Annotated in this window: 18 protein-coding genes; 7 read left to right on the forward strand and 11 right to left on the reverse strand. The window is 47.4% G+C overall.

The genetic code is table 11. From position 1 onward, the window contains the following. Position 1 precedes the first annotated feature (1 nt). The 5 genes from ACAN56_RS11660 to ACAN56_RS11680 form a co-directional block, all read right to left on the reverse strand. A complete protein-coding gene (locus ACAN56_RS11660) occupies positions 2–1,078 on the reverse strand; it encodes a zinc-dependent alcohol dehydrogenase (RefSeq protein WP_231578416.1) in 1,077 nt (358 codons plus the stop codon). 683 nt (positions 1,079–1,761) lie between these two features. Beyond that, complete coding sequence (locus ACAN56_RS11665) at positions 1,762–3,597, reverse strand: UbiD family decarboxylase (protein ID WP_379142896.1); 1,836 nt, start codon at positions 3,595–3,597, stop codon at positions 1,762–1,764. A gap of 82 nt (positions 3,598–3,679) precedes the next feature. Continuing rightward, positions 3,680–5,086 (reverse strand): FAD/NAD(P)-binding protein, encoded by a 1,407-nt coding sequence (locus ACAN56_RS11670; RefSeq protein WP_379143237.1) that lies wholly within the window; start codon positions 5,084–5,086, stop codon positions 3,680–3,682. A gap of 266 nt (positions 5,087–5,352) precedes the next feature. After that, positions 5,353–6,090, reverse strand: coding sequence for a UMP kinase (gene pyrH, locus ACAN56_RS11675; RefSeq protein WP_038589355.1), 738 nt, complete (start codon positions 6,088–6,090; stop codon positions 5,353–5,355). 236 nt (positions 6,091–6,326) lie between these two features. Next, a complete protein-coding gene (locus tag ACAN56_RS11680; protein ID WP_379142898.1) occupies positions 6,327–6,908 on the reverse strand; it encodes a TetR/AcrR family transcriptional regulator in 582 nt (193 codons plus the stop codon). Positions 6,909–7,089: 181 nt separating this feature from the next. On the opposite strand from ACAN56_RS11680, the gene ACAN56_RS11685 reads away from it, so the two are divergent. Next, positions 7,090–7,377, forward strand: coding sequence for a hypothetical protein (locus ACAN56_RS11685; protein WP_038589349.1), 288 nt, complete (start codon positions 7,090–7,092; stop codon positions 7,375–7,377). A gap of 427 nt (positions 7,378–7,804) precedes the next feature. On the opposite strand, the gene ACAN56_RS11690 is transcribed toward ACAN56_RS11685, so the two are convergent. Continuing rightward, on the reverse strand, positions 7,805–8,806 hold the full coding sequence (locus ACAN56_RS11690) for a hypothetical protein (protein ID WP_379142900.1): 1,002 nt from the start codon (positions 8,804–8,806) through the stop codon (positions 7,805–7,807). Between the two features lie 161 nt (positions 8,807–8,967). Then, positions 8,968–9,339: a hypothetical protein gene (locus tag ACAN56_RS11695; RefSeq protein WP_052091984.1), complete on the reverse strand. Its 372-nt coding sequence runs from the start codon at positions 9,337–9,339 to the stop codon at positions 8,968–8,970. Positions 9,340–9,507: 168 nt separating this feature from the next. Between ACAN56_RS11695 and ACAN56_RS11700 the strand changes: the two genes are divergently transcribed. Both ACAN56_RS11700 and ACAN56_RS11705 read left to right on the forward strand, forming a co-directional pair. Further along, positions 9,508–10,776, forward strand: a complete 1,269-nt coding sequence (locus ACAN56_RS11700; RefSeq protein WP_379142902.1) for a S8 family peptidase — start codon at positions 9,508–9,510, stop codon at positions 10,774–10,776. A 112-nt stretch (positions 10,777–10,888) separates the two neighbouring features. Then, the gene (locus ACAN56_RS11705; RefSeq protein WP_379142904.1) at positions 10,889–12,118 is read left to right on the forward strand and encodes a hypothetical protein; all 1,230 of its coding nucleotides are present in this window, start codon (positions 10,889–10,891) and stop codon (positions 12,116–12,118) included. Between the two features lie 86 nt (positions 12,119–12,204). Here ACAN56_RS11705 and ACAN56_RS11710 read toward each other — a convergent pair whose 3' ends face one another. The 4 genes from ACAN56_RS11710 to ACAN56_RS11725 form a co-directional block, all read right to left on the reverse strand. Next, the gene (locus ACAN56_RS11710; protein ID WP_379142906.1) at positions 12,205–12,990 is read right to left on the reverse strand and encodes a nucleotidyltransferase domain-containing protein; all 786 of its coding nucleotides are present in this window, start codon (positions 12,988–12,990) and stop codon (positions 12,205–12,207) included. Positions 12,991–13,245: 255 nt separating this feature from the next. After that, on the reverse strand, positions 13,246–14,538 hold the full coding sequence (locus ACAN56_RS11715; protein WP_379142908.1) for an amidase: 1,293 nt from the start codon (positions 14,536–14,538) through the stop codon (positions 13,246–13,248). Between the two features lie 81 nt (positions 14,539–14,619). Continuing rightward, entirely contained in the window at positions 14,620–15,063 is a 444-nt protein-coding gene (locus ACAN56_RS11720; RefSeq protein ID WP_379142910.1) for a hypothetical protein, read from the reverse strand. A gap of 12 nt (positions 15,064–15,075) precedes the next feature. Continuing rightward, positions 15,076–15,513: a LytTR family DNA-binding domain-containing protein gene (locus tag ACAN56_RS11725; RefSeq protein ID WP_076113151.1), complete on the reverse strand. Its 438-nt coding sequence runs from the start codon at positions 15,511–15,513 to the stop codon at positions 15,076–15,078. Positions 15,514–15,746: 233 nt separating this feature from the next. Here ACAN56_RS11725 and ACAN56_RS11730 point away from each other — a divergent pair, with 233 nt between their 5' ends. The 4 genes from ACAN56_RS11730 (at position 15,747) to ACAN56_RS11745 (ending at position 21,106) form a co-directional block, all read left to right on the forward strand. Then, positions 15,747–16,421 (forward strand): response regulator transcription factor, encoded by a 675-nt coding sequence (locus tag ACAN56_RS11730; RefSeq protein ID WP_038589328.1) that lies wholly within the window; start codon positions 15,747–15,749, stop codon positions 16,419–16,421. Beyond that, positions 16,418–17,473 (forward strand): HAMP domain-containing sensor histidine kinase, encoded by a 1,056-nt coding sequence (locus ACAN56_RS11735; protein WP_379142913.1) that lies wholly within the window; start codon positions 16,418–16,420, stop codon positions 17,471–17,473. Before ACAN56_RS11730 ends, ACAN56_RS11735 begins: the two co-directional genes overlap by 4 nt. Before the next feature lie 121 nt (positions 17,474–17,594). Then, complete coding sequence (locus ACAN56_RS11740) at positions 17,595–19,346, forward strand: ABC transporter ATP-binding protein (RefSeq protein WP_379142915.1); 1,752 nt, start codon at positions 17,595–17,597, stop codon at positions 19,344–19,346. Beyond that, positions 19,346–21,106: an ABC transporter ATP-binding protein gene (locus tag ACAN56_RS11745; RefSeq protein ID WP_379142917.1), complete on the forward strand. Its 1,761-nt coding sequence runs from the start codon at positions 19,346–19,348 to the stop codon at positions 21,104–21,106. Before ACAN56_RS11740 ends, ACAN56_RS11745 begins: the two co-directional genes overlap by 1 nt. The last annotated feature ends 105 nt before the right edge of the window (positions 21,107–21,211 follow it).

The following is a 21,211-nucleotide window of genomic DNA, read 5'->3' on the forward strand; positions in this document are numbered from 1 at the left end:
TTCAGAAAACAAACACCGTTTTTAGAAGCGGCTTGTCCGAAGAAGCTGCAGGATCCGGCACATGTCCCAGCAACTCCTGAATGGCGGTCCCGGATTGATTCAAACTGTACTTGCGTGTAATCAGGGAAGATACTTCCGGTACATCCTTCGCAAACTGAAATGCATCCGCAAAGGTGTTCAGGTATTCACCGGCTCCCAGGAGCCTTACTGCGTTCTGGGTATAAAAAGTTGGTGAGATTGTATACTGGTATTTCCCATTGATGCCGAAGGGGATTATCGTACCGCCGCGCTCCACCCACTGTTCCGCCATCTCCATCTGTGTGCCCACCGTATCCATTACGATGTTAAATTTCTTCTCACCCAGAATGCTGGACACCAGCTCCGGGGTCAGCTCCTCCGGCGGGCAGGCATAGTCAGAGATTTGCTTCGCCTTTGCCAGCCGGCCTGCATTGATTTCCGTGGAAATAGTAGTGCACCCTATGCGTTTGGCAACTATTTGACATAAAAGCCCCATCGGACCGGAACCAAGAATTAACACCGAGTCACCTGCGCTGATCCTTGCTTCACGGAAGTTATGCAGAACACAGGCGAGTGGTTCAACGGCCAGTGCCGCTTCCCAACTCATTTGTTCAGGTAATTTATACAAATACTTTTCATCAGTAACAAACCAGGGAGCAAAAGTGCCATTTTTGTTCAATCCGGCAATCGGCATGCCCTGTCCATCCGTTCCGATGCAGAGATGTTCTTTGCCTTGACGGCAAAATCTGCACTCGCCGCAGCTTTGATTGGGATCAATGACTACTCTGTCGCCTATTTTCAGGCCTGTCACATTCGCCCCGGTTTCGATGACAGTTCCTACAGCTTCATGACCGCGTATCACTCCAGTAATACCAGGTTCTTTTCCTGTGATGACAGCCAGATCGGTTCCGCAGATCCCCGTCATTTGAATTTTTACTTTGACATCAGTTAAAAGCGTGATCGCCGGGATGTCCAGTTCAGACAGATTCAGTCCCTGCGAACACCATACCAGTGCCGGCATCTTCTCCGGTAATGCACATTCAGCTTGTTCTGATCTCATTGCCTAATCCCCTCTCCGTTCCCTTACATTTACTTTCTTTTCTTTTCACACATTTCCAAATCTATTCACACCAACTCCATACGCCTCCTTTGTTTCTGGAAAAGATAAAATCAGAAGTTGTGCAAACGTTTGTTCAATTGCATTTTTTATACTATCATATATTTTTTGAAATGTAAGGAATTTTTTGTCGAATATTACATCATTTTTATTTTTTCTATTTCATATCATTAATGATCACCAAAATATGACTGCATTCGTTTATTGGGTCCATCAATCTCAGCTCAGGAGATCGGGAATAAATTCCGGTCCAACAGGCTCGCTCTGCGATTAGAAGCCAGGCTAGGCCTGGCCTTCTTGGTCTAATTCACTTATAAGTTGTCTCTCGCCGATCTATTATTTTCACTCTTAGCGTTTCTTCTATCCGTATCATTTGGCAATCTGTCCTGCCTGTATATTGCATTAAAATTTTTTTCTGTAGACCACTCCCTGCCGCGCAGGTTACGACTTTGATCCAGCAATGTTACCTATTTGCGCACGGAATTCGTGAAAATATGACAAAAACTGATTTTCATGAAAGTGCGCCTGTGAGGCGCACATAAAAAACCGCAGCGACATCAGCTGCGGTTTTCCGTTCGAATATACTGTTTTCTCCAAACTCTCCGCCAAGGGAATAACCTGCAGTTTTATTTACGCAGGCCTCCCAGGATGGCTCCCTTTGCAAAAAGCCGCTCAATATGACGCTCCACCTCAGGATCCGGGATTAACGGCGGGGCCTGATGCGGTTTCGTACGGGCGTCTATAATGACATTGTCGCAGGACCAGTGCTTGTTCTCCACTACACTGTTCACGCCATATATATCATGTGAAGGGTTGCTGCGTGTGAAGGTCGCCCATAGGAAATTGTTCAGGGTCCCGCTCATAAACTCGCTGTCATCACACAGAATAATCATCGGCAAGGAAGGGAGCGGACCTAGTTCCTCAATGGCGGTGCACAAAGACCTTAGCTGCTGCTGCGCTTCCTTGTAATTAATGAATGCCGGACCTTGCAGGGCAACGATGCCCGGCATCACCATTCTGGCCTCCCCAAAGCCCTTCAGCCGGGACAGAACCTCCGGCACTTCTGTGCACAAGTTTCGCTTCTGCTCTCCCACTGCTGCAAAAATCACCTTGCTGCCGCTGTTTATCCCTGTGCCGGAATAATCAAGCGTATCAATCGTCGTATTGGTCTGAAAATGAATGTCGCGGTGAAGGTTAATCCGCTCCAGAATATAGGTCAGGAAATCAACCACATTATGAGTGCTTATGGCCCGGTCCTCCTCGGCCGTAATGAACAGATACTTGGCCAGACTAAGCTGGCCGGTTCCCAGGATCCGGTTGGCGATGGTAAGAATCTCCGCCGGCTGCTTCAACTGCTGATAAGGCGTGTACCGTTCGCTGCCAATGGCAAACAGCAGGGGATGTACACCCGAAGCATCGACCGCGTGTACTTCTTTCACTCCCGGGATCTCCTGCTTCACAGCGCCTCCGGTCAGTTCATGAATCAATTCCCCAAAGGCGGTATCCTCCTGCGGCGGCCGTCCCACTACGGTGAACGGAAAGATCGCCCCTTTCTTGGCATACACCTTATGTACTTTCATGACCGGGAAAGGATGCACCAGGCTGTAGTACCCCAAGTGGTCGCCAAAGGGACCTTCCGGTTTGGTCTCACCGGGATGTATTTCCCCGGTAATTACAAAATCCGCATCTGCGCTGATGCAGAAGCCGTCTACATAGCTGTAGCGGAAATGGCGTCCGGCCAGCAGGCCGGCAAAGGTCATTTCGCTTAAGCCCTCCGGCAGCGGCATGACAGCAGACAATGTGTGTGCGGGAGGACCGCCGATGAAACAGCTCACTTTAAGCGGTTCGCCCCGCTTGTTCGCTTGGGACTGGTGGATTCCGATGCCGCGGTGGATCTGGTAATGAACCCCCACTTCCTTATTCACTTCATACTCATTGCCGCTGAGCTGAATACGGTACATGCCCAGGTTGGAATTCATTATGCCCGGCTTGTCCGGGTCTTCCGAGTACACCTGCGGCAAGGTTACAAAAGCCCCGCCGTCTCCCTGCCAGTGCTTAATCTGCGGAAGGTCGGAGATTTGAATTTCCTCGAAGCCTGCCGGGACACCGCCGAGTGTCTTAAGCGGCAGAGCCTTTCTCGCGGCCAGCCCTGTACCTATATATTTAAAGGGCTGCTTGAGCGCCTTCATCGGATCATTACGCAGCGCGATAACATTCTGCGAAGAATCCCAGGTATCCCGGAATATAAACTTGCTGCGCTCAATGGTCCCGAAGAGGTTCGACACCGCACGGTACTTCGAGCCTTTGACATTTTCAAATAATAATGCAGGGCCGCCGGCCTCATAAACCTTTAAGTGGATCGCTGCCATCTCCAGCAGGGGATCCACTTCCTCATGAATACGGATCAAATGTCCGTGCTTCTCCAAATCTATAATGCACTCTTCCAAATTGCGATAGGTCATGGTCTTACTCCAATCTGCAGAAGAAATATGAACCTCTTTATTATAGCAAAAAGCCCTCTTGATTTCTCAAGAGAGCTTTTCCTTACAAATCTCCGGTAAATTCAATTTCATTATAGGAGTAAAAAGATTGCAGAATCCTCTCACGGTCATCCCCGAAGAGCTGATCGGCCACCCCGGCTACAAGCTTGGGTATGGCGTTCCGGATGCCTGAAATCGCCGAAGCGGACAACCCGCAGCTTGCTAAAGCGGAATAGTTAAATACAAACAAACCATGCAGCAGCTTCTTCCCGTCTTCCCCACGGCTTTGCAGCGCAAACCCCGGGCTGAGATAAGGATGCGCATCAAGCAGCGGATTTGCCTTATCTTCTGGAGCTTGATAGCAGTCGCTCCAGCGGGCGATATAGCGCTCAACCAGCCGCAGCTCGGGCCGCAATCCGGGATCACTGAGCAGGCCGGTGCTGACCACAATATAATCAAAGGCAAACTCTCCCTTGGGAGTTGTTACTACCGCTCCGCCCGGAGCAGCCTGCACATCAAGCCACGGGGACCCGAGATGCAGCGTGAAACCGGGCCAAGCCGCGGCACGGGCAAAGGTATCATTGGTCGGTGGCTGATTGTACTTGAAGAAATGGGAAATCACCGCATATTTATCGTCATCCGCCAATGTATGAAACCTTTCAATCATCCCCGACATTTCCATCTGGCGAATCGGGTTGACGCTCGGCAGCTTCTCCCGCCGTACAAAGACATGGGCTTCGGCTGCACCTTCGGAGAGCATGTAATTAGCATTATCGAAGGCTGAGGCTCCGCCGCCCAGAATGGCGATTTTTTTGCCCTTCAGTGCGCTGAAATCAATGGCCTCCGAAGTATGTGCGTACAGATGCTCCGGCAGATTCCCCGCAATGAGCGGCGGCACATGCCATTCACCGCCACCCTGAATGCCGGTTGCCAGCACTACCTTCCGGGCCAGCAGCAACCCGGAGGGTGCTCCCGGGCCGGCAATGTGCAGGCGGTGCAGCCCCTCTTCTCCAGGCTCAATCAGCTTCAGCTTCACCTCATTGATGACAGGAAGTCTGAGCACCTGCCGGTACCAGCGCAGATAGTTCATCCATTCACCGCGCGGGATTTTGTCCATGGCCTCCCAGCCCTCAGGACCAGCCTGCGCTTCCCACCAGGAGCGGAAGGTCAGGGATGGAATCCCCAAATCAATGGAGGTCAAATGCTTGGGGGTGCGCAGTGTAACCATCCGGGCATAGGTCTCCCAAGGCCCCTCTGACCCTTCACTGTTCTCGTCAATGACCAGAATGTTGGATATCCGTTCACGCAGCAGTCCAAAAGCCGCTCCCAAACCGCTTTGACCGCCTCCGACAATAACAACATCGTAGACATGCCCTTCCAGATGCTCCAGAGGACGTACCCAGTCCGTACCGCCATAGGCCAAATAGGAAAGGTCCGTTTGTACTCGTTCATTTAAAGTTTCCAGGCTCATCATACCTCAGACCTTTCAATGGCATCTTTAGGATATCAAAGTGCATGGCTATCCGCCGCCAACCTTCACGCTGATACTGATGGCCACATTATATCTTGAATGCTGCGCCTTTTAAATATAAATGTTAGGTTTATTGTCATTATAGCTAAATTCCTGCCAACCGATTGTACATAATCACTAATATTTAAGCTTATTAGCTAGCTGTATATTGACAAACTAAGCTATTGCACTCCACACCTTCTTGTCCATGGAATAAAACATGCCATTTACTCCAATTCCAGAAGAGATTCTCCGCTAATGATTGTTCCGTGATTGATCCCTTCACAAATCTCTTTCATGGAACCCGGCTGGTCAAAGTTGAACACATGCATCGGAAGATGATAATCCCTGGCCAGGATGAACGCTGATTGATCCATGACCTTCAAATTATGCTGAAGCACATCGTTGTAATGCAGGGATTTGAACTTTCTGGCCGCCCTGTCATGTTTAGGATCTGCACTAAGTACACCATCCACCCCTTGTTTGGCAACCAGCAGGGCATCACAATTCACCTCGATCGCTCGTTGAACCGAAGGATAGTCTGTTGTCACATAGGGCTGACCGTTCCCTCCGGCAAAAATCACGATATACCCTTTTTCCAAATGGTGAATTGCCCTTAGACGGATATACGGTTCAGCAACGGATGTAGTCGGTATTGCCGTCATTACGCGCACTTCTCTGTCAGATTTGGCCTTGAGTACTCCACGCAGCATCAAGCTGTTGATGACGGTCGCGAGCGTGCCGATATTGTCAGCCTCCGCTCTTTCTATGCCCCAGCTCTCCGCCATGTTACCACGGAATATGTTGCCTCCTCCGATCACGAGTGAAACCTCAACGCCCAGTTCCACCACGGACATAATTTCACTCGCGATATGCTCCATTTTTTCCGGTTCAAAACCAAATTCCGTCTTTCCTGCCACTGCCCCGCCGCTTAGTTTAATGAGGACTCTTTTGTACCTTACCAATCTCTACACCTCCGTATAATAAAAAAACACTAAAGCATAAAATGCTTTAGTGTTTCAATAAAATGAAAATATGAAGATTTGAAAATGAAAGTGCTGTTCGATCGCCGCTCTTCCGTTCCCGCTTCATATTTCCACCTCTTCCAGTATTTTAATTCAATCTATTGTATACTCATCAAGAAGAAAATAGCAACTGCTAATATCTTAATCTAATTTCTTGAAGAAATAACGCCAGACCGCTATTCACAGCTCATTCCCTCTTTTTCTCTCAGGAGCAGAGTTTCATACATCTCCCTGACCATTATTATTGCCTCGTCAATCTCCAGCTTCTTCGTACTTGAGTGGATCAGGGTTCCCAGCCCGATTAAATAGATGGCGAGATTCAGAAAAACCCGCTTAAGTCTGTTTTCTGAAGCTGAATTGAGCCGTTTGCTATGACGCATGTAGGCCATGCTTATGGCTTCGCCTATAAATTCTTCTTGATCCAGATCATAGCTCTTATAACCGGAGAGATACACAGATCTGAACAAATGCTGTTCTTTCTTGGCAAAATGCAAAAATCCGATAGCCAAATTGAGAGCAGGTGAATAGTACCCATCCTCATAACTTGTCATGCTGTAACGCACATGATCTACAACCCTCTGATACGCCAGGCTTTTGATCTCCTCCATATTTCCGTACAAGCTGTAAATCGGCTGGGTGGAGCAATTCAGCTTCTGCGCGATATTTCGGGCTGACAACATTTCAAGCCCTTGCTCCTGCACGATGGCAAATGCCGCCTGAATAATTTGCTCTTTCGTAATATCTGATTTCGGCGGCACGATCTGCACCTCCCCTATGAATAACGCTTGTGCTATAACGAAGGTTATTAAATAATAATAGGATTGTCAATCCTTCCCACTATTCCTGCATGGAATAATTTTCAAATAAATGGTACATTCAAAATATAAAATAACCAGCCAATATTGTAGGCATGGTTAACTTAGAATGGAGGAAATAACCTTGGAAGAGACTCCTGGCTCTAACCTTTTTTATTTATCCGAGAACGGTTTTTTGATCATTAATGCTTTATTAGGAATTACAATCATTATAGGCATCCTATTGGCATTATCGTTTTTTCGCAAAAATCTGACTGGAAAGAAACTAATGTTATTTGGCGCCGAATTGATTTTTTTAGGACTCATTTTTAATGCTATCGTTGATTACAAGGTCAGATATCCCAGCTTGAGTTTTCTGACTATATTACTAGGAGCAATAATAAGTGTTATTGGTCTTCTCAGTAAGGATTAAGTTCTACCGATTTCTGTAATTCAGCTTTTCTATATAGATTGAACTTAAGGTTTTAGAGTACAGGATCAGTCGCAACTACGGTGAATATTTGGACTTCCGGCCGCTGTTGTCTTCAAATTTCTTGATTTTAACCGCTATTAGCGGTAGAAATCCGAAGACTGCTTATGCTTTCGATGCTAGCTTTCCTTCGGAAAGCTTTCAGGCGGACACTACCGCTCCTACAGTTCCAAAATCCCCCTCCGTTGCTCCTTTCCCTTATCTCAAGTTTTAAGTTCAATATATAGCCCTTTTTTTCACACCAGGCAACCGCACTGAAGGCATCATAACCTTATTATCGTTGATCAATATATTGCCGGGCCGGAAATCCATATACACCACACAAGGACCATCCGTTTCTGGCAGGCTGCAAACCCCCTGATAGAATCCATCATTTTCCTCCCAAGGCATTAATAAGCCGCAATTCCCGGTTAACCGCCTCAACCATTGCTTTCGTGAAATCCGAATCAAAAAAAAGTCCTATGCCCTCAGGAATCGGCGCTGCAGTCTCATGATCAAAATCTGCAAAGTCACTGTCCTCCGGCAAATAATAACCCTGTCTCGCCCGGAGATCCTTCCAATCCTCCACCGGTGGCTGCCCGGCCAAATCAACCACAAAGACCAATCCAATGCCCATATCCATGTATAAATAATTATTGTGTCTACGCGGCGGCTGCGGCTTAGCTGAATTCAATTCAAGCGTATGTGATAATTCATTTTCGCCCATCCGCAGCACTACTACTTCGTTGCTGTCTGCATCCACGAGCATCGTAACATGTGGGACAAATCCGGCAAGAAACCGCAGCAGGGCAGAATCCCGTAAGGAATCCTCAAACATCCAGCCGACCGGCATCAGACTGGATACTCCCCCGGATTTGAAATAGAACTTTCTCAGCAGCGTTTGCAGTTCTTGCACATCTGGCGCATCATAGGGCGTAAGCAGCTTCAAATTCACAGGATAATGAATCAGTTGTCTCTTGCCTCCATGGTAACGGCTGCTCATATCCTTGTGACGGTACAAATCCTGTATTACGGGCAAAATCCCGGTCTTCGTCTCCTCGAACAATATCTTCGATTCCGGTCTAAGCTGCTCCAGAAAAAGTGATTCTATTACACCTTCATGGCCAGATTCCTTTACTACCGTAAAATGTGGCGCCACCTGCTCCATCAATATGGCTCTAATCGCTTCGTCCTGTACCGGGATTACCTGGGCGAAGGATTCGTCGTCCAACACACTCGAAGCAATGAAATATTGCCCGAGCACCGTCATCCCGGAAGGTGGCTTGTCCATCGTCAGTCTTTTCTTATAAAAACCAGTTAACATGTCCAATTCAAACCGCTCCTGCTTGGCGCTATATTCCAGCAAGCAACGGTCTTTGATCCACTCGTACATAGGACACTCCTCCAGTCTGAATACCAAGCTGATGCGGGTACAGGAAAAACATTACAATTCCAGTTTACTCTAATTTTCTTCCATATCATAACAAACAGCGCACACCGTCTTGCATCGGCGCACGCTGTTTAGACTATGTCACATCCATGGATCACCCCAGATTAGAATCTGGCGATGAAAAATTCACGGTCTGCAGGAACATTTCGGCTGACTACAGGATTTCCGTTGGCATCTCTTATTCTCAAAAGATACGGGACCGTTGTTAACGTAGTGATTGTGGGGAATCTGGCCACACCAAAATCATCAAAATCGGCTGTTGTTGTTACGCCTGCATTGGTCAAGCTAGCTGTCCATCCACTTGTATCTCTTGGTGCATTAGACAGATTCGTAGCAATTACGATAAATCTGTCGAGGCTTTGTCTAATTCTGCGTTTCTTTTTCACTGCGGATGCCTTTGCCTTGCGGGCCATAAGCGCTTTTTTTGCCATAAGCGCCCGTTTTGCCATAAGAGTCTTCTTGTCCACTGGCTTCATTTACTCTTCACCACTTTCTTATAGGATACACTATTAGATTCATTTCCCGTGCTCTCTGAAACTACAATGGCCTACTTGTATTAAAATGTGGTAGTGTCCTAGGTTCATAGATACGTACCCGCCGTATCTTACTGTGCATACACTGACTGAAGAGGTGATCACTGAGCAATGAACGCACAGCTATGGCTGCAGCAGCATGCCACCAAATTAAATCGGCCCCTGAAACACAAAGTTCGGCAAACCTATGCCTCTGGCTACAAACCGGTGGCCGTTCCGGTCATTATTCAGTTTAAACGGCCCATCACATCCTCCCGTCTTCTTGCTTTACACAGACATATCGGCCCGCAGCCATTTATCGTAAGCCGCCGTCTGCCCCTGCTCAATGCGGTATCCTCACAGGTATCATTGAAATGTCTGGAACGCATATGCTGCTGGCATGGAGTTCACAAGGTCTATTTGGACGCAATCAAAACGACTTCATTAAATATAGCCACCCCGTCAATCGGAGCTTCAGCCGTTCGGCAAGCGGATGGGCTTACGGGCAAAGGAATCCATATCGCCATTCTCGATACCGGAGTATTCCCGCATCCGGATCTGACCCGGCCGGTGAACCGGATTATAGCCTTCAAGGATTTTATAAATCACCGGAAACAGCCCTATGACGACAATGGTCATGGCACGCATATCGCCGGCGATGCCGCAGGCAACGGCTGGGCAAGCCGGGGGAAATACAGAGGCCCGGCACCGGAAGCCGGAATTGTGGGCATTAAAGTATTGGATAAGAATGGTGATGGCTATGATTCCACGATTATTAAGGGGATTGAATGGTGTATTAAGCACCGGAAGCGGTTGAAGCTGCGCATTCTTTCACTGTCCTTCGGCGGACCAGTGAATACTTCATGTGAGGACGACCTGCTCTGCCAAGCTGTAGAAAAAGCAGTCAAAGCCGGGCTCACCGTCGTGATTGCCGCCGGGAACAGCGGTCCAGGCCGCAGAACGATTGAGTCACCGGGCGTTAGCCCTTCGTCAATAACAGTTGGGGCTGTGGATGACCGCCGGACGCTGCCGCAAGGCGATGACCGAATCACCGATTTCTCCAGCCGCGGGCCGGCACCGGGAGGAAGGAAGAAGCCTGACATTGTAGCTCCTGGCGAAACGATCATCTCTCTGCGGTCTCCCGGCTCACAGTTAGCCCGCCAATATCCGTATTTGAGAATAGATAATCAGTATTTTGTCTTGTCCGGCACCAGCGTCTCGACGCCTATCGTCTCCGGCGCAGCCGCGTTGCTGCTGCAGCGTTCCCCTTCCCTCTCCCCCTTGCAGGTCAAAACAGCTTTAAAACGGAATGCTTTCCGTCTGGGTCTCCGTCCAAATACCGCAGGTAGCGGAGAAGTGAATGTCAGGTTTCTGCGGCGGTACGCAAAGGGCACGAGCTGAGCTCGTGCCCTTTCAATGCCTAGTTTTTCTTTTTCCACAGTAGCCTTAACCTTTTATACGTAATTCATGGTATATTCTGTTTTATTATAGTGTAGGGGAGTTGTGCTTGGTAATGACTGAAATGCTGCATCTGCATGGCTTTGATCATCAATTTGTAGATTACTCCGGGGTTACCCTCGATGAGCGCTACGCTGTCTTTTATGTCAGTGACGTTATGGATGAAGAGGCGGTCACCGAATCCGGGCCATTTGCCGGAGTGCTCCGTTATGATCTTATCAACCATACCTCGGACTTTGTCAGCTATGGCCATAAGCCCTATATCCTTAATTATTCGGACGCCGGGCGTTGGATTTATTATGCGTATTTGAGCTGGGAAGGCCGGACGGCCGTCTTGGCGATTCATCAGCTGGATTGCCGCAGCATGCAGGCCAAGGAGGTCTATATTCTTCGTTTGACGGATGAGCTGGCGGAAAGCACGGAGGTTTCGGCAATAAGCCGAATGGGATTATATGGTCTGAACAAACGTTATCTATTGGTTAGCCTGCCTGATCTGGACCCCTTCTCCAAAAAACGAAACTCCGGATTTACCGGATATCTGCTGATCGACGTCGAGCTTGGGCAAAGCTTCCCCGTTCCCGAGAGGATCGGGCCGAATGACCGGATCGTACATTTATCATACACCTCAGTCTTTGAACAGGATCATATCGAACAGCTTATGCTTGTGACGGGCCGGATTGGAGTCTCTGAGAAAAGAGCGGCATGGGATTACAGCCAATACGATATGCTCGAAGGTACAGCCATACAAAGTGTGGCCATTATTCCGCTGGAACAGTTCGTTCAGAATGTCCGCAATCACCTGCCAATCGACGAGACTTTTATTATTGACCAATGTGATCCGGCCCATGGGTATGCCGGCATCAGCCGGAGAGGATCTTCTCTTTTCCTATGCAAACAGCATTTTAGCGAGAACTCTTCAGAACTATGTACATACGGTCTAAAGGACAGGCAGATGGAAAGACGCGGACTTGATGAGTGTTATGACAATATTTATATCGGGGAAGATCTGAAAAAGTTTGGAATCAGAACATCGGAGCCTCTGGATCAGATTTATGATCTTGACAGCGGTGAGTTGTTGTACACGGCCAGCGATCAATATACGATGGCACGGATGATTAATTCCCGCTGTATGCGTACCCGCAAGTTCATCGCAGAACAGAATGGCCTATTGCTGCAGCTGATCGACATTTATACCTTGCAAGTCATTGGAACCGTTACCGGCCGCTGGGCATCCATCAGCTATATTCCTGAGGCTGGGGTATACCTTTGTTCTGAAAGGATATGACTCTGCAGAAATGCACAAGTATTTCATCCGGAAATCAGCATTAATTACAATTCCGGTAGAAGACTTGCTTGCGGTCTATCGTTTCCCTACAGGTCGAGAATAGGTACATTGCCATCCACCCAATTCAACTGGCTGTCAATCATGAACTGAATCGACCAATGTTTGTCGGATGGGTACCAATCATGGAATGCAACAATAGATGCATATAGAGCTTCGATAGAATCTGCAGTTTTGAGCTCGATCACATTACTCATCAGGAGCATGAATTGATCCGGTTTATGCTCGGCCGCCTCCAGCTCCTTCAGTAACCACTTGTAGGAAGGGAACAGCTTCTCATTAAAGGCAAGGATCAGTCTTCCGGCAAACAGGACAACATTCGTCCGGGAATAATCCATCAGCAGCTGGTTATTCCTTTTCAAACCCTCGTAGTAATACCATTTCCAGGTTTCAAATTGTGCGTAGAATTTTTTGATATGGTCCTCCTTCTTCTCTATGGGATATCTGGAGGCCGCCTGTATCCATTCTTCCAAACCCTCAACCTTGGAGTAGGAGAGGAACGTATCCTTGAAAGCAAATTTTGCAGGCTCGCTTCCGTATTCGGCAACCTTGCGGATATAATCTACCGATACAACTTTCCCGTCCACATAGCCCCCTTCATAGGGACAGGACTCCGTTTCAAAAAAACCGAGTTCATTGGCTGCATATGCCTCTTGATAGTCTTCTTCAGAAAGCACAATCATAATATCAAGATCAGAGGTTTCGTTCGCGTATCCATGCGCGATGGAGCCTCCGATAATGATTCCCAAAATCTCCTCCCTGACCTTTAGCTTGGCGGTAATGGCATCAATGGCTTTTTGGTGATGTGTGTACATTTTGCGCGCACTCCTTTAGTTAATATAAATATAAATTAATTAATAATAATATTACTACTAATCCAAAAAAATCATAGCACACTCTTTGCATATTGCAACATTTTTTGTATACATAGGAAAACAATGTGAACAGCAGAAAAAAGCCCGCCTGACACTTCACACAAGTGTTGGCGGGCAATGCATATTTATAGTTCAACAAGTGGAAACGGCTTCGCCTTCCTCAAAATAGCATAAAGCATATGAGTTCTTACATTTTCACAAATCCCGAGCCACTTCCCGGGCCCAGGCCAGCAGCCATTCGTCCTCGCCAAAGCTTCCGATGCACTGAAAACCGAGCGGCAATCCCTCAAGGCTTGCTGACGGAAGGCTGAGGGTCGGGCATCCGGCAAACCCCCATATGGCGGGCATTCCCGACCATCCGGTATTATTGTCCGCTACCTTCGGAGCGGTTCCGCCTTGGGCTGGAGACACCCAAATATCTATCCCTTCTTTCACCATCAGCGATTTCAGCTCTTCCCGCAGCACCCATTGCTTCCTGCGGTACCCGTCCAGTTCATCTTCTGCGATGGCTTTGCCTCTAAGAATAGCCTCTCTCACCGGAGGACCATAGAGCTCAGCATAATGCTCAAACCAGGATGCATGCCCGCGTGCCATCTCTCCTTCAATGAACCGCAGCATGCTGTCCCCGTAAATAAACTCATCTTCCCATGGCATGTCTGCATAACGGACCTGGTAACCCAACTGCTCAAGATGTTCGATTTGCGCAGTAAAGGTGGCTTTGACCTCCGGGCTCATCAGTTCCATGTACACTCCCCGCGGGATACCGAGTACAGGCTTCCGATCTACCTGGCGGGGGGTCCAGTCCGGAACAAGATGGGCTGCAGCCACTTCCATGCTTGGCAGATCCTGCGTGAAGATGCCTATCGTGTCAAATGAAGGCGACAGCAGAATCACTCCATCCAGCGGGACTCTTCCATAGCTGGGTTTGAATCCGGTCACTCCGCAAAAGGAAGCCGGTGCGATCACAGAGCGCAAGGTCTGGGTACCTATTGCAAGGGGACATAGACCGGCGGCTACCGCTGCCGCAGATCCTGCGCTTGATCCGCCGGGCGTGTGCTCCGTGTTATGCGGATTCCGTGTAGCGATAGGCCCGTTGTAGGCAAATTCTTCGGTCACTGTCTTTCCGGCAATCAGCACTCCCAAGGCGCGAAGACGTCTTACCAATGAGCCTTCCTTATCCGTCAATACTTCTGGAGGAAGCGCGGAACCGGCACAAGTGGGTAAACCGTCGACATGCAACAGATCCTTTATGGCGACCGGGATTCCCCATAAAGCCGGTTTGTCTGCCATTGCAGCGGATGAAGCCAGCAAACGCTCCGCTTCAATGGCCAAACGCGCCTCCAGATGCACTTCCGGAACAAAGGCATGGATCTGTGGTTCAAGCTGGCGGACCCTTTGCAGATAAAGCTTTACCGCTTGCTGCAAAATAATATCCAGGTTTTCTTCAATACTGGGCAGGTCGGTTAAGGAGGAGTGGGCAAGTTGCACGGTATCATCTCCAAGGTCATTTTTATAATCTCGAATGATATACGGTGCCAAGTCCTATAAGTTACATAAATTCCCTATCCATCAACTGTCGCTCTTTCCCGCCTTGCCATATTCACTCAGCTTCTCATTCAGCCGTTTGGCTTCTTTCAGTCCGTCAATATGCATCATGGCATACACCATTCCTTTGACCACAAGAATCACAAGGACGAAAGCAACCAGAATCTCTCTATCCATCACCTGACTGGAGCTGAAAAACCACAGCCATGCGATGACAAAAATATCCGCTAGCACAAAACATATATAGAAGCTGATCCTTTGCGCTCTTTTCCCCAGTTCAGGGGTATCAATCAATGCGTATTTAAAGGAAGTAAAGGCTGAAGCGGCTAATATAATTTGCCAGAGCAGGGAGGGTTTCATCATTTCTGTAGAAGATAAGGTCAACACTAACGCGGTTAAGACAAATAAACAGCCGCAGGCGATTAGAAAATCCTTTGCGATGCGTGAGACATAGCTGCTGACTTTCATCGAAAAGCCTCCTTAGAGTCCTAATTTTTTCTTGAGTACAGGCACATACTGCCTGGAAATGTACACCTTTTCGCCATTCTGCAGCAGTGCCTCAAATTTCCCGTACAGGATCGGGCTGACCGATTTGATTTTGGCAATATTAAGAATGGTTGACTTAGATGCCCTGAAAAAATCGCCCTGCTCATAATCGGCCTCAAGCTCATACAGTTTAAGGCGAGACTCATACACCTTCTCCCGGCAATAAATAAACACCTTGTTGTCCACCGCCTCGAAATAAAACACATCCCCCGGACTTATCACATGCATTTGCATACCGGTCAGGCCAATCAGCTTTTTGGAGCTTGATTTAATGGAGTAAATAAGCCTTAACAACGCGTCGTCAGGTTCATTGCACCTGAGGATAATTTCCGGCTCGCTGCCTTCCGGAATATCCTCAATCGTAATCTTCACCTTGCATCGCCCCTCCCGCACTTCTGCTTACAGTCACAGTATATTTTTCCGGCACTCTTTATTCAATGGGTGTGAAGCAAGCTGCGAATTTAGAACGATAAGCTGCACAAACAGCTGTTTAAGTCGGAGAAGATTTGCTCGCGAATACTGCGTGAATTCCATCGAACAGTTTGTTCATTGCAGAAGAAAGATGATATTATGACCCTGAACCCCCAATGAATTGGAGTGAAATCATGATCAACATACTGGTGGTAGAAGATGAAAAGCATGTAAGAAGACTTCTTGAAGCTGTTCTAAAACGCGAAGGATATTCTGTTGTCACTGCCGAAGACGGAGTTAAAGCTTTGGAGGTCCTTGATTCACAGCATATTGATCTAATCCTTCTGGACATCATGATGCCTAATATGGATGGTTATGAATTCGCAAAGGAAGTAAGGGATGCCAATAGCTTGATCCCCATACTTATGGCTACAGCCAAACAGCTCCCTGAAGATAAAAAGAAGGGGTTCCGGCTTGGAACCGATGATTATATGACCAAGCCCATTGATACCGAAGAAATGCTTCTCAGAATCCAAGCTCTGCTTCGCCGTTCCCAAATTGCAAGTGCCCGTAAACTGGCAGTGGGTAAAGTCGTACTTGATTATGACGCCTTGACGGTAACCCGGGAGGATGAGAAGCAGACCCTTCCGCAAAAAGAATTTTATTTGTTGTATAAGCTATTATCCTATCCGGAGCGGATTTTCACCCGAATCCAGCTCATGGATGAAATATGGGGCATGGAAAATGAAAGTACGGATACAACCGTCAATGTTCACATCAATCGGCTGCGGAAACGGTTTGAAGCTTATCCGGAGTTTGAACTGGTTTCTGTTCGGGGTCTGGGATACAAGGCGGTGAGAACACCATGAGCAAAATGAGTAACAAACTCAGCAGCAGAATCTCTCTGCCCCTCTATTTCTCTCTTGCCGTATTCGTCATCTTTCTCATTACTGTTGTGATTACCGGGCTGCTGTTCTATCTTGCGAATGTTTTTGGTCTGTTAAATGAAAAAATTGCCCAAGATGGCACCTTGCTTCCCGTAATGACATTAATCGCCTGCACAATAATCGGTACATCGATATCGGCTGTCACAAGCCGGAAAATGGTAAAATCCATCCGGATGTTTATAGAAGCCACGGACCGGCTTGCCAAAGGTGACTTTTCCATGCGTCTTCAGCTCAAAAGTCCTCCGGAATTTAAAATTCTTTCGGAGAATTTTAACCGGATGGCCGAAGAGCTTGGGGGAATCGAAATTCTGCGAACCGATTTTATCAATAATTTCTCCCATGAATTCAAAACCCCCATTGTCTCGATCAAAGGATTTGCCGAAGTGCTCAAGCATGATGATCTTAGCAAAGAGGAACGGGATGAATATCTAGACATTGTTATCGAGGAATCAGCTAGACTAGCTTCCCTCGCCTCGAATGTTCTTGAGCTTTCAAAAATTGCGGCGCAGACGATTTTAACGAACAAAGCACGGTTTAATGTTGGAGAACAGATTCGCCAATCTGTGCTGCTGCTTGCTGCCAAATTGGAGAAGAAGAATATGTCACTGAATGTTAACGTTCAGGATTACAATATCTCTGGAAACAAAGAGCTGTTGAATCAAGTCTGGCTGAATTTGTTGGATAACGCGATCAAGTTCACACCTGACAATGGCCTAATTGAAGTTGACATGAAGCAAAATGAAAATACCATTGTCATTCTGTTCCGCGACAACGGTTCCGGGATTAGTCCGGAAGGTCTTCCCAAGATTTTCGATAAATTTTATCAGCAGGATACTTCCCACTCGACTGCTGGCAATGGTCTTGGATTAGCGATCGTGAACCAAATTATTCATCTGCATGAAGGAACGATTGCCTGCAGCAGCACACCATCACAAGGTACCACGTTTACAATTACAATACCGAATGGACTTTGACTCTAGTCTTGAAAGAACTGAATGGTTCTTTCAGGGCTTTTTATTTTTTTCAGAAAAGTTAATTTTCAGTTTATCTTGTTTCGTTATCATGGATACAACACCACATAAAGGAGTCAGAGATATGGTCACTATACTTAAATACTTGAAACCGAAGGAATGGGCTCTAGTCGGGTTTAGCCTCCTCTTCATTGTTGCACAGGTATGGCTGGATTTGGAATTACCCGGTTATATGAGCGATATTACCCGTCTTATACAGACACCGGGAAGTGAAATGAGCGAAATCATTACAGCCGGAGTCTGGATGCTGCTCTGTGCCCTCGGCAGCTTAGCCACCTCCATTATTGTGGCAGGCATTGCCGCCAGAACCGCGGCTAACTTCTCTTCAAGATTACGCTCCAAATTGTTCGATAAGGTACAGTCCTTCTCCATGGAAGAAATCAACAACTTTTCTACAGCCAGTCTAATTACCCGGTCAACGAATGACATAACGCAAGTGCAGATGCTGATTGTCATTGGTCTGCAGCTGCTGTTGAAGGCTCCTATCCTGGCAGTCTGGGCGATGCTCAAGATCACGGGCAAAAGTTGGCAGTGGTCGCTCTCTACCGGTGTCGCTATTGGCGTGTTAATCCTGATTGTCGGCATATGTATCGTGCTCGTGCTGCCGAAATTCCAAAGATTGCAGCAACTGACGGACAACCTTAATCGTGTTGCAAGAGAGAACCTTACCGGACTGCGTGTTATTCGCGCGTATAATGCGGAAAGTTATCAGGAAGATAAATTTGGAGCAGCCAATAACGAGCTTACCCGGACGAATCTCTTCGCTAACAATGTATTGTCCATGCTGATGCCAAGTATTTCTCTCATTATGAGCGGTTTAAGTCTCTCTATCTATTGGGTAGGTGCTGTGTTGATTCAGAATGCCGATGGTGCCGCGAAGATGGGCTTATTCTCCGATATGATTGTCTTCTCATCCTATGCGATGCAGGTGGTTATGGCGTTCATGATGTTGATCATGATTTTTATATTAATGCCCCGCGCCCATGTCTCTGCCAAACGAATCAACGAAGTGCTGGACACTAAACCAAGCTTACAGAACGGATCGCTTACTTCCTCCAAGGCGGATCGGGTTGGCGAAGTCGAATTTAGAAATGTCAGCTTCAAATATCCTGATGCAGAGGATTATGTTGTAGAGGACATCAGTTTTACGGCAAAAAAAGGAGAAACCGTGGCATTTATCGGTTCAACCGGATGCGGAAAAAGTACCGTTGTTAACCTGATCCCCCGCTTTTATGATGCTACAGCAGGTGAGGTGCTGGTGGATGGTATCAATGTCAACCAATACGAGCAAAGTGCGCTGCGAAACAAAATAGGATATGTATCCCAAAAAGCGATTTTGTTTGGCGGTACGGTAAGCTCCAACGTTGCTTTTGGTGATAACGGAAGTAATCTTGCATCTGATGTCGTTGATGCCGTTTATACCTCTCAAGCTTCGGATTTTGTGGAAAAGATGGACGGCAGCTACGAGGCCCATGTCGCCCAAGGCGGTTCGAACCTGTCCGGCGGGCAAAAACAGCGTCTGTCCATTGCCCGGGCCATTGCGCGCCGTCCTGAAATATTGATCTTCGACGATTCCTTCTCAGCCCTTGATTATAAGACAGACCGCAAATTGCGCAGTGAGCTGAAGAAAGAAGCCCGCGGCACTACGATGCTGATTGTTGCCCAACGAATCGGCACAATTAAAGACGCGGACAAAATTATTGTACTGGAAGCTGGACGTGTGGCAGGCATGGGGACACATGATGAATTAATGCAGTCCTGCAGTATCTACCAAGAAATTGCCTACTCACAACTTTCCAAGGAGGAGCTGGCCTAATGAACAAGAGCAAAGAGCAACTCAACACCTGGAGCAAACTTCTCCGCTATGGCAGAAAATATATTCCCGTAGTTCTTATTGCAATTATCAGCGCAGCAATCGGCACGGTACTGACTTTGCTCGGGCCGGATAAGCTTTCAGAGATAACAGACTTGATCACCGAGGGCATCGTCACCGGTATTGATATGGAAGCCGTAACTTCCATTGGACTCTTCCTTGTATTTATCTATCTCCTTAGCTCTGTATTGTCTTTGGCACAAGGATTAATCATGTCCGTAGTTACACAGAAGGTTTCCAAAAGCTTAAGAACCGATCTCTCCCGCAAAATGAACAGGCTTCCGATCTCTTATTATAATAAATCTACAACCGGTGACATCCTGTCCCGGGTTACCAACGACGTGGATACCATCGGGCAAGCCTTAAATCAAAGTGTCGGCACACTGGTCACTGCCCTCGCCCTGTTTGTCGGGTCTCTAATCATGATGTTCAAAACAAATGTGATCATGACCATTACAGCGATTGTTGCCACCGTAATTGGCTTTGGTCTCATGGCGGCAATTATGAAAAAATCTCAAAAGTATTTTCAAAGCCAGCAAGAATATTTAGGAAAAATCAATGGCCATGTGGAGGAAGTCTATTCTGGACATACTGTAGTGAAGGCCTACAATGGCGAATCGCAAATGCGCAGTACATTCGAATCTCTGAATATGAATCTTAAAGATAGCGCATTTAAAGCACAGTTCCTCTCCGGTCTTATGATGCCGATTATGATGTTTATAGGCAATCTGGGGTTTGTGGCCGTTTGTGTCGCAGGTGCTATACTTGCTATGAACGGAACGATATCCTTTGGGGTTATTGTGGCCTTCATCCTGTATGTCCGTTATTTTACACAGCCGCTGTCACAGATTGCGCAAGCCGCACAAAGTCTGCAATCGGCGTCTGCCGCAAGCAAACGTGTCTTTGAATTCCTGGATGCCGAAGAAATGGACAATGAGAGTCACAAGGAAGGACATCTTGAAACCGCTGCGGGCAAAGTGAAATTTGAGCATGTGCAATTTGCTTATGACAATTCAGACAAGCTTGTTATTAAAGATTTCTCTGCAGAGGTTAAGCCTGGACAAAAAGTCGCTATAGTCGGTCCTACCGGCGCAGGTAAAACAACGCTTGTAAACCTTCTAATCCGGTTTAATGAATTAATGGGCGGGGAAATTTATATTGATGATACCCCGATCAGCAGTTTGACCAGAGAAAACATCCATGATTTATTCTGTATGGTTCTGCAGGATACCTGGCTTTTTGAGGGCACTATCAGGGAAAACCTAGTGTACAACAAAACGGGCGTAACCGATAAAGAAATCGAAGAGGCTTGTAAGTCAGTGGGCTTGCACCATTTCATACAGACCTTGAGTGCCGGATATGATACCGTGCTCAACGATAAAGTCAATTTATCTACCGGGCAAAAGCAACAGCTTACGATCGCCCGCGCGATGCTTAAGGACGCGCCGATGCTCATCCTCGATGAAGCAACAAGCTCGGTCGATACAAGAACAGAGCTGTTGATTCAGCAGGCGATGGATAAGCTCATGGAAGGAAGAACCTCCTTCGTGATTGCACATAGGCTCTCAACAATTAAGAATGCCGATGTGATTCTGGTTCTGAAGGATGGCGATATCTTGGAAAGCGGCAGCCATCATGAACTGCTTGCCAAAAATGGCTTCTATGCGGAGCTTTACAATAGCCAATTCGAACAAGCATCTTAATCCGGTTACAAAGAACAAAATGACACCAACCTCTAATAAGCTTGCTAATTTGAGGTTAGTGTTATGCAAAAAAGCCGCATACCCCACAGATCGCGGGGTATGCGG

The organism is Paenibacillus paludis (assembly GCF_042610515.1).
Classification (GTDB): Bacteria; Bacillota; Bacilli; order Paenibacillales; family Paenibacillaceae; genus Paenibacillus_AQ.

Excerpts from the sequence above, each read along its gene's own strand:
- ACAN56_RS11735 (WP_379142913.1), top strand. The coding sequence starts at position 16,418 with ATGAGCAAAATGAGTAACAAACTCAGCAGCAGAATCTCTCTGCCCCTC.
- ACAN56_RS11705 (WP_379142904.1), top strand. The coding sequence starts at position 10,889 with ATGACTGAAATGCTGCATCTGCATGGCTTTGATCATCAATTTGTAGAT.
- ACAN56_RS11670 (WP_379143237.1), bottom strand. The coding sequence starts at position 5,086 with ATGAGCCTGGAAACTTTAAATGAACGAGTACAAACGGACCTTTCCTAT.
- ACAN56_RS11745 (WP_379142917.1), top strand. The coding sequence starts at position 19,346 with ATGAACAAGAGCAAAGAGCAACTCAACACCTGGAGCAAACTTCTCCGC.
- ACAN56_RS11730 (WP_038589328.1), top strand. The coding sequence starts at position 15,747 with ATGATCAACATACTGGTGGTAGAAGATGAAAAGCATGTAAGAAGACTT.
- ACAN56_RS11690 (WP_379142900.1), bottom strand. The coding sequence starts at position 8,806 with ATGTACGAGTGGATCAAAGACCGTTGCTTGCTGGAATATAGCGCCAAG.
- ACAN56_RS11710 (WP_379142906.1), bottom strand. The coding sequence starts at position 12,990 with ATGTACACACATCACCAAAAAGCCATTGATGCCATTACCGCCAAGCTA.
- ACAN56_RS11740 (WP_379142915.1), top strand. The coding sequence starts at position 17,595 with ATGGTCACTATACTTAAATACTTGAAACCGAAGGAATGGGCTCTAGTC.
- ACAN56_RS11665 (WP_379142896.1), bottom strand. The coding sequence starts at position 3,597 with ATGACCTATCGCAATTTGGAAGAGTGCATTATAGATTTGGAGAAGCAC.
- ACAN56_RS11660 (WP_231578416.1), bottom strand. The coding sequence starts at position 1,078 with ATGAGATCAGAACAAGCTGAATGTGCATTACCGGAGAAGATGCCGGCA.
- ACAN56_RS11700 (WP_379142902.1), top strand. The coding sequence starts at position 9,508 with ATGAACGCACAGCTATGGCTGCAGCAGCATGCCACCAAATTAAATCGG.
- ACAN56_RS11720 (WP_379142910.1), bottom strand. The coding sequence starts at position 15,063 with ATGAAAGTCAGCAGCTATGTCTCACGCATCGCAAAGGATTTTCTAATC.
- ACAN56_RS11695 (WP_052091984.1), bottom strand. The coding sequence starts at position 9,339 with ATGAAGCCAGTGGACAAGAAGACTCTTATGGCAAAACGGGCGCTTATG.